The organism is Bifidobacterium sp. POST2/T3 (B1) (assembly GCF_058197115.1).
In genome coordinates this window covers 1-7122 of sequence record NZ_JBVPQK010000126.1, presented here as the reverse complement: position 1 = coordinate 7122, position 7122 = coordinate 1, and the positions used below count along the sequence as shown (strand labels likewise).

Below are 7122 nucleotides of genomic sequence, written 5' to 3'. Positions count from 1 at the left end.
TTCGACTACTACCTGAAGCCCATGAACTGCCCCATGCACAACCTGATCTTCAAGTCCCGGCAGCGCTCCTACAAGGAGCTGCCCCTGCGGCTGTTCGAGTTCGGCACCGTCTACCGCTACGAGAAGTCCGGCGAGGTACACGGCCTGACCCGCGTGCGCGGCCTGACCCAGGACGACTCCCACATCTACTGCACCCGTGACCAGATGAGGGGGGAGCTGACCAACCTGCTCCAGTTCGTGCTCAAGGTGCTCAAGGACTTCGGCCTCAACGACTTCTACCTGGAGTTGTCGACCAAGGATCCCAACAAGTTCGTCGGCTCCGACGAGGTCTGGGAGGAAGCTACCAACACCCTGGCCGAGGTGGCCAAGGACTCCGGGCTGGAACTGGTTGACGACCCCGAAGGCGCCGCCTTCTACGGGCCCAAGATTTCCGTCCAGGCACGCGATGCCATTGGGCGCACCTGGCAGGTCTCCACCATCCAACTGGACTTCAACCTGCCCGAGCGCTTCCAGCTGGAATACATCGCCGCCGACGGTTCCCACCAGCGGCCGGTCATGATTCATCGGGCCCTCTTCGGTTCCATCGAGCGCTTCTTCGCCATCTTGCTTGAGCACTACGCCGGCGCCTTCCCGGCCTGGCTTGCACCGGTCCAGGTGCAGGCTGTGCCCGTGGCCGACGAGTTCGCTCCCCACCTGGAGCACTTGCTGGACCAGCTGCGCGACGACATGGTCCGCTGCGAGATCGACCGCTCTGACGATCGCTTCGGCAAGAAGATCCGCAACGCAGCCAAGTCCAAGGCCCCCTTCATCCTGATTGCCGGCGAGGAGGATGTCTCCAAGAACGCGGTCTCCTTCCGCTTCCGCGACGGCAGCCAGCTCAACGGGGTGCCCGTGGAGCAGGCCCGCGCCTGGATCAACGAGGCCATCAAGGTCCGCGCCCAGATCAACTCGGCAGACGACTTCCGAGCGAACACCTCCTGCAGTCAGGACTGACCAATGTTCGAGCATCTACGGCGCCCCTGGAAGCGCATCATCGCCCCCATCGCCCGCGGTCTGGTTCGTCTGGGCGTGAGCGCCAACGGTGTCACGATCATCGGAGCCGTAGGCACCACCCTGGTCGCCATCGTGACCGGGTTCACCGGCTGGCTCCTGCCCGGTGCCATCGTCCTGGCCATCCTGGTGGCCTTCGACTCCCTGGATGGTTCCGTGGCCGCGCTAACCGGCGGAGGCACCCAATTCGGAGGCTTCCTGGACTCCACCCTTGACCGGATAGCCGACTGGGCCGTCCTGACCGGGGTCATCATCTACCTGCGCCGCCACGAACTGGCCTGGGTGGCAGATGGCAGCCACCAGGGTCCCGACATCTGGGCCCAGGTGGGCATGGCTGCAGCGCTCTTCGCCATCATGACCTCCTTCGTCACCTCCTACGCACGGGCCCGGGCCGAGGCCGAGGGGTTCGAGGCCAAGAACGGCATCGCCACCAGATCGGACCGGCTGGTCATCATCCTGGTGGGCATGGCCCTGACCGGGGCCGGGCTGCCCCTGGCCGTGCTCAGCTGCTTCCTGGTCCTGCTGGCCCTGCTGGGCATCGTCACCGTTTGGCAGCGGATCAGCCACGTCGCCAAGGACATGAGCCGCAATCCGCAGCCCGCCAACCCCAACCACGAGTGAGCCTATGCCGGACCGACTGCTCATCTTTCTAGCGCAGCACGCGCGCCTGGTGCCCGAGCGGCTGCTACGCGGCCTCTTCCTGGCGGCAGCCGACCTCTGCTGGCTCTTGCGGATAGGCGGCGTCAGACAGTTGGAGCGCAACCTGGCTCATGTCATGCCAGAGGCCGACCGTCGTAGTCTGAGGCGCACCTCGCGCCAGGGCATGCGCTCCTACTTTGTCTACTTCGTTGAGGCACTGACCGTAGGGGCACGCACCAAAGAGCAGCTGCTGGCACGCATACACGGTGGCGGCAACGCCTACCCGGATCCGGCCAAGACCGATATCAGCCTGCGCTCCCTGCCCATCGGCATGGGCCACCAGGGCAACTGGGACTACGCAGGCTTCTGGGCCTGTTCCACGGTCGGCCAGGTCACCACGGTGGCCGAGCGACTGCGGGACCAGGGGATGCTCAAAACCTTTGCGGACATCCGTGGCCGCCTAGGCATGAACATCCTGCTGACCGGTGAGCCGGACATCACCGGCCGTCTGACAACCCTGCTGCGGAAGCCTGACCAGGTAGTGCCCCTACTGGCCGACCGGGATCTAAGCCGCCGAGGCGTCTTCGTCAAGGCCTTCAACTCCTGGATTCGCGTGGCCGCAGGTCCTGCCGTCATAGCCCTGGATGCCCGTCTGCCCCTCTATACCGTGAATATGCACAGGGAAAAGCTGACGGGGAAGCGCCGGCGGCAGGCCAAGACCCCCTACGGCTATGTCTGCCAGGTGGACGGGCCCATCGCCATCGAGACCTACCTGGACATGCCCCGGGAGCAGGCTATCAACGATCTGACCCAGGCCTGGGTGGACCAGTGGGCCCAGGGTATTCGCGAGCATCCCGAGGACTGGCACATGCTCCAGCCGATTTTCCTTGAGGATCTGGATCTTTCCCGGATGCACGACCTGCCGGACTTCATCCTGGCCCAGGCATCCAAAAACAAGAGAGGTGACGGGCATGAAGGCACCCGAGCAAAGGCCTGAGCAGGAGCAAGAACGGGCCGCCATCAAGGCGCCTCTGCGAGTGGGGATCATCTCGCCCTACTCCTTCGAGACCCCGGGTGGCGTCCAACTGCACATCCGCGACTTCGCAAGGCATCTTATGGACCGTGGCCACCAGGTGCAGGTTCTGGCCCCGGGCCGACGCACCCAGGACATGCCCCTCTGGGTGCAGACCACCGGCTCCTCCTTCTCCATCCCCTACAACGGATCCGTGGCCAACCTGAGCTACTTCGGCGTGGCCGGTCACAAGACCCGGCAGTGGGTTAGGCAGGGCCACTTCGACATTCTGCACCTGCACGAGCCCGAGGTGCCATCCCTGAGCCACAAGCCCTTGAGGCCCGGATTCATTCCCTGCCCCTATGTGGCCACCTTCCATGCGGCCTTCGATTCGACCCCGCTCGCCCTGAGACTGACCAGACGCTACCTGCGCCGATACCTGGCCAATATCAGCCAGGCCATCTTCGTCAGCCCCTCGGCCATGCAGAACGCCCGGAATCTGCTCGAGCCGGGCATACCCAGTCAGATCATCCCCAACGGTATCGAGACCAGTGCCCTGCGCAATGCCCGTCCACGCCCGGAATGGCAGGGGAGCGAGCGTGAACCCACCATCGGATTCCTGGGACGGATGAAGGAGGAGCGCAAGGGGTTCAAAATCTTGGCCCAGGCCGCACCTGCCATTCTGCAGCGCGTGCCCGGAGCCCGCTTCCTGTGTGCAGGGGACGGCCAAGCAGAGGCACGGAAAATACTTGAGGACGCCGATCCCGGACTGGCCCAGCACTTCACCTTCCTGGGTCGGATCAGCGACGAGGACAAGGCCTCCTTCTACCACAGCCTGGGCCTGTATGTAGCCCCGCAGACCGGGGGAGAGAGCTTTGGCATCGTGCTGGTTGAGGCCATGGCGGCAGGATGCCCGGTTGTGGCCTCGGACCTACCAGCCTTCGAGGACGTCTCCCAGAAGGGCCGCAGCGCGCGTCTGTTCGTCACCGGAAACCCACAGGACTGCGCCAGGTCGGTCCTTGAACTGCTGGACGACCGACCTGCCCGCCTGAACCTGGCCTCGTGCGGGATGCGGCGGGCCAGCGACTACGACTGGGAGCGGGTCACCGACCAGGTCCTGGATGTCTACGCCCAGGCCCTGGCGGCCCGGCCCGATCATCGCCGTGGCCTGCTGGGCAGGCTAGTGGGTCGGAAGGCTGGTTCTCCTTACGATGAAGCCCCCACGGAAGTGCCTGAAATCCCGTAAAATTGTCGAAGAGCGGAACTAGAATTCCATTCGTTTACGCATTCGTATCGTCAGGAGACATATGTCAGGGCATTCGAAGTGGGCGACCACCAAGCACAAGAAAGCAGCCATCGACGCTAAGCGTGGCAAGCTCTTCGCCAAGCTGATCAAGAACATCGAGATCGCTGCCCGCACCGGCGGCGGTGACCCCGACGGCAACCCCACCCTCTACGACGCCATCGTCAAGGCCAAGAAGTCCTCCGTGCCCGCAGACAACATCACCAGGGCTGTCAAGCGCGGCTCGGGCGAGGAGGCTGGAGCAGCCAACTACGAGACCATCGTCTACGAGGGCTACGCTCCTGCCGGCGTGGGCATCATCATCGAGTGTCTGACCGACAACCGCAACCGCGCGGCCGCTGAGGTCCGTTCCACCCTGACCAAGGGAGGCGGCTCCCTGGCGCAGAACGGATCGGTCAGCTTCAATTTCGAGCGCAAGGGTCAGATCATTGTCCCCTCGGAGGGCCTGGACTACGATACGGTCTTCGAGAAGGCCGCCGAGGCCGGTGCCGAGGACGTGCAGGACAACGGCGAGAGCTACACCGTGCTGACTGCCCCCGGCGACATGGTCACCGTCCGTAAGGCCCTGCAGGATGCCGGCATGGACTACGACTCCGCCGACTTGGTCCTCAACCCCAAGAGCGAGGTCACCCTGGACTTGGACTCCGCCCGCAAGGTCTCAAAGCTGATCGACAACCTGGACGATCTGGACGACGTGCAGGAGATCTACAGCAACTGGACTGCGCCCGACGAGGTCATGGCTCAGTTGGACGACGAGTGACCTTATGATCGTTCTCGGCGTCGACCCGGGGCTCACCCGATGCGGCGTTGGCGTTATTGAAGCCGGTGCATCGCGCCGGCTTTCCTTTGTTCATGTGGACGTCGTGCGCTCAGACCCCGAACAGAGTCAGGACCTGCGCCTGCTGGCCATCTACGAGGGGCTGACGGCCGCCCTGGACCGTTTCAGCCCCGACGTGGTATCCATCGAGCGGGTCTTCGCCCAGTCCAATCACAACACCGTGCTGGGCACCGCCCAGGCGGCAGGGCTGGCCATGCTGGGGGCGGCGCAGCGGGGGATTCCCGTAGCCCTGCACACCCCTACCGAGGCCAAGATGGCCGTGACCGGCAACGGGCAGGCCGACAAGATCCAGGTGCAGCGGATGGTGGCCCGCATCTTGGGGCTCAACCAGCTGCCCAAGCCCGCCGATGCTGCCGACGCTCTGGCCCAGGCCATCTGCCACGCCCTAAGGCCCGCCGGCGCCATCCAGGGCGGGGAGCGCGAGGAGCATCTGACCCAGGCCCAACGGCAGTGGGCACAGGCCTCCGCCAAGTACGGCAGGCATCGGGGAGTCCAGCGAGACATGTAAGCTGATTCGAACAGACGTTCGATTTCATCGAGGGGTGATCAAGTGCTGGCAATGCTGACCGGGCGGGTGGCCGCCATCGAAACGGGCTCCGCCGTCATCGATGTTTCGGGGGTGGGGTTCGAGGTGCGCATGCCCCAGTCGGACCTGGCCTCCATGCGGGCCGAATCCACGGTCACTGTCTACACGGCCCTCTCCCTGACCCAGGATGCACTGACCCTCTACGGATTCCTCAGCCGCACGTCGAAATCCCTCTTCGCCCAGCTGCAGAAGGTCAGCGGCATCGGACCGCGCGTGGCCCTGTCCATACTCGCCACCCTGAACTCGGACCAGCTGGCCCAGGCCGTGGCCGACGGCGACGCTGCGGCCCTGTCCCGGGCGCCCGGCCTGGGCAAGAAGGGCGCTCAGAAGATCATCCTCGAGCTCTCCGGCAAGCTGGATCTGGATGCCGGCACGGGCAGACAGGGACCCGCCCAGACCGACGACGGCGCCCACCAGGTGGTCGAGGGACTGATCTCCCTGGGCTGGCTGCAGCGTGATGCCGAGCAGGCCGTGGAGCAGACCTGCAGCGAGGGCGGCTACACCCTGCCCCTGCAGCCGGCCGACATTCCCAAGGTGCTCAAGCAGGCCCTGACCCGGCTGGACAGGGGGCGCTGACCCATGGCTGACAAGCAGATGTCCACCGGGTACATCGACTCCCAGAATGGCGATGCCCAGGAGGAATCCCTGCGGATGGTCTCGGCCAAGCCCATCGAAGGCGAGCCGGTCAGCGACGAGGAGCTGCGTCCGGAAACCCTGGACGGATTCATCGGACAGCCCCGGCTCAAGGCCCAGCTGGGCCTCTTCCTGAAGGCCGCCAAAAAGCGGGACGTGGCCCCCGATCACATCCTTCTGGCGGGCCCTCCAGGCCTGGGCAAGACCACCCTGGCCATGATCGTCGCCCACGAGCTGGAGGTGCCCATCCGCGTCACCTCGGGGCCGGCCGTCCAGCATGCCGGCGACCTGGCCTCCATCCTGAGCTCCCTGGAGGCCGGAGAGGTGCTCTTCATCGACGAGATCCACCGCCTGCCCAGGGCCGCCGAAGAGCTGCTCTACATCGCCATGGAGGACTTCCGCGTGGATGTCATGGTGGGCAAGGGTCCCGGAGCATCCTCCATTCCGCTGACCCTGCCCAGGTTCACGGTCATCGGCGCCACCACCCGTGAGGGCATGCTGCCCTCGCCCCTTCGGGCCCGCTTCGGCTTCACCGCCCACCTGGACTTCTACCCGGAGGATGAGCTGGAGAAGCTAGTCGAGCGGTCGGCCAAGGTCCTGGGCATCGTCCTGCAGGATGACGCAGCTCACCAGCTGGCCCTGCGCTCCCGTGGCACGCCCAGGATCGCCAACCGCCTGTTGCGTCGTGTGCGCGACTGGGCCATAGTCCACGATCTTGACCAGGTCGGCCCTGATGACGTCAAGCAGGCCCTGTCCCTCTACCAGATCGACTCCGAGGGGCTGGACCGTCTGGATCTGGCCGTCCTCAAGGCCATCGTCGACAGTTTCGACGGCGGACCCGTGGGCCTGAACAACCTGGCCGCCATGGTTGGCGAGGAGGCCGAGACGGTCGAGACGGTCTGTGAGCCTTATCTGGTGCGCGAGGGCTTCCTGGTACGCACCCCGAAGGGGCGTGTGGCCACCACCAAGGCCTGGGAGCACCTGGGTCGCAAACCGCCCGAGGATGTCATGAAGCTGTTCTAGACTGGGGTCTTCGCAGCAATGCATATCGCCGTTTGATA

8 protein-coding genes are annotated in these 7122 nt (G+C 65.1%); all 8 read left to right on the top strand.

Annotated features, from left to right (window positions below; all coding sequences use genetic code 11):
• A partial coding sequence (thrS, locus tag AC0AP0_RS07070; RefSeq protein ID WP_490429884.1) for a threonine--tRNA ligase occupies positions 1-993 on the top strand: 993 nt, incomplete at its 5' end.
• A 3-nt stretch (positions 994-996) separates the two neighbouring features.
• Positions 997-1671, top strand: coding sequence for a phosphatidylinositol phosphate synthase (gene pgsA, locus AC0AP0_RS07065; RefSeq protein ID WP_110412917.1), 675 nt, complete (start codon positions 997-999; stop codon positions 1669-1671).
• Positions 1672-1675: 4 nt separating this feature from the next.
• Complete coding sequence (locus AC0AP0_RS07060) at positions 1676-2686, top strand: phosphatidylinositol mannoside acyltransferase (RefSeq protein WP_490429883.1); 1011 nt, start codon at positions 1676-1678, stop codon at positions 2684-2686.
• Positions 2661-3947, top strand: a complete 1287-nt coding sequence (locus AC0AP0_RS07055) for a glycosyltransferase family 4 protein (protein WP_490429882.1) — start codon at positions 2661-2663, stop codon at positions 3945-3947. The genes AC0AP0_RS07060 and AC0AP0_RS07055 overlap by 26 nt, the downstream gene beginning before the upstream one ends.
• Before the next feature lie 61 nt (positions 3948-4008).
• Positions 4009-4764 carry a YebC/PmpR family DNA-binding transcriptional regulator gene (locus AC0AP0_RS07050; protein WP_144085973.1) on the top strand — a complete coding sequence of 252 codons (756 nt, stop codon included), beginning with the start codon at positions 4009-4011 and terminating at the stop codon, positions 4762-4764.
• Between the two features lie 4 nt (positions 4765-4768).
• Positions 4769-5350, top strand: a complete 582-nt coding sequence (gene ruvC, locus AC0AP0_RS07045) for a crossover junction endodeoxyribonuclease RuvC (protein ID WP_490429881.1) — start codon at positions 4769-4771, stop codon at positions 5348-5350.
• A gap of 42 nt (positions 5351-5392) precedes the next feature.
• Entirely contained in the window at positions 5393-6004 is a 612-nt protein-coding gene (gene ruvA, locus AC0AP0_RS07040; protein ID WP_045924419.1) for a Holliday junction branch migration protein RuvA, read from the top strand.
• A gap of 3 nt (positions 6005-6007) precedes the next feature.
• Positions 6008-7084, top strand: coding sequence for a Holliday junction branch migration DNA helicase RuvB (ruvB, locus tag AC0AP0_RS07035; protein WP_445342647.1), 1077 nt, complete (start codon positions 6008-6010; stop codon positions 7082-7084).
• Positions 7085-7122 lie beyond the last annotated feature (38 nt).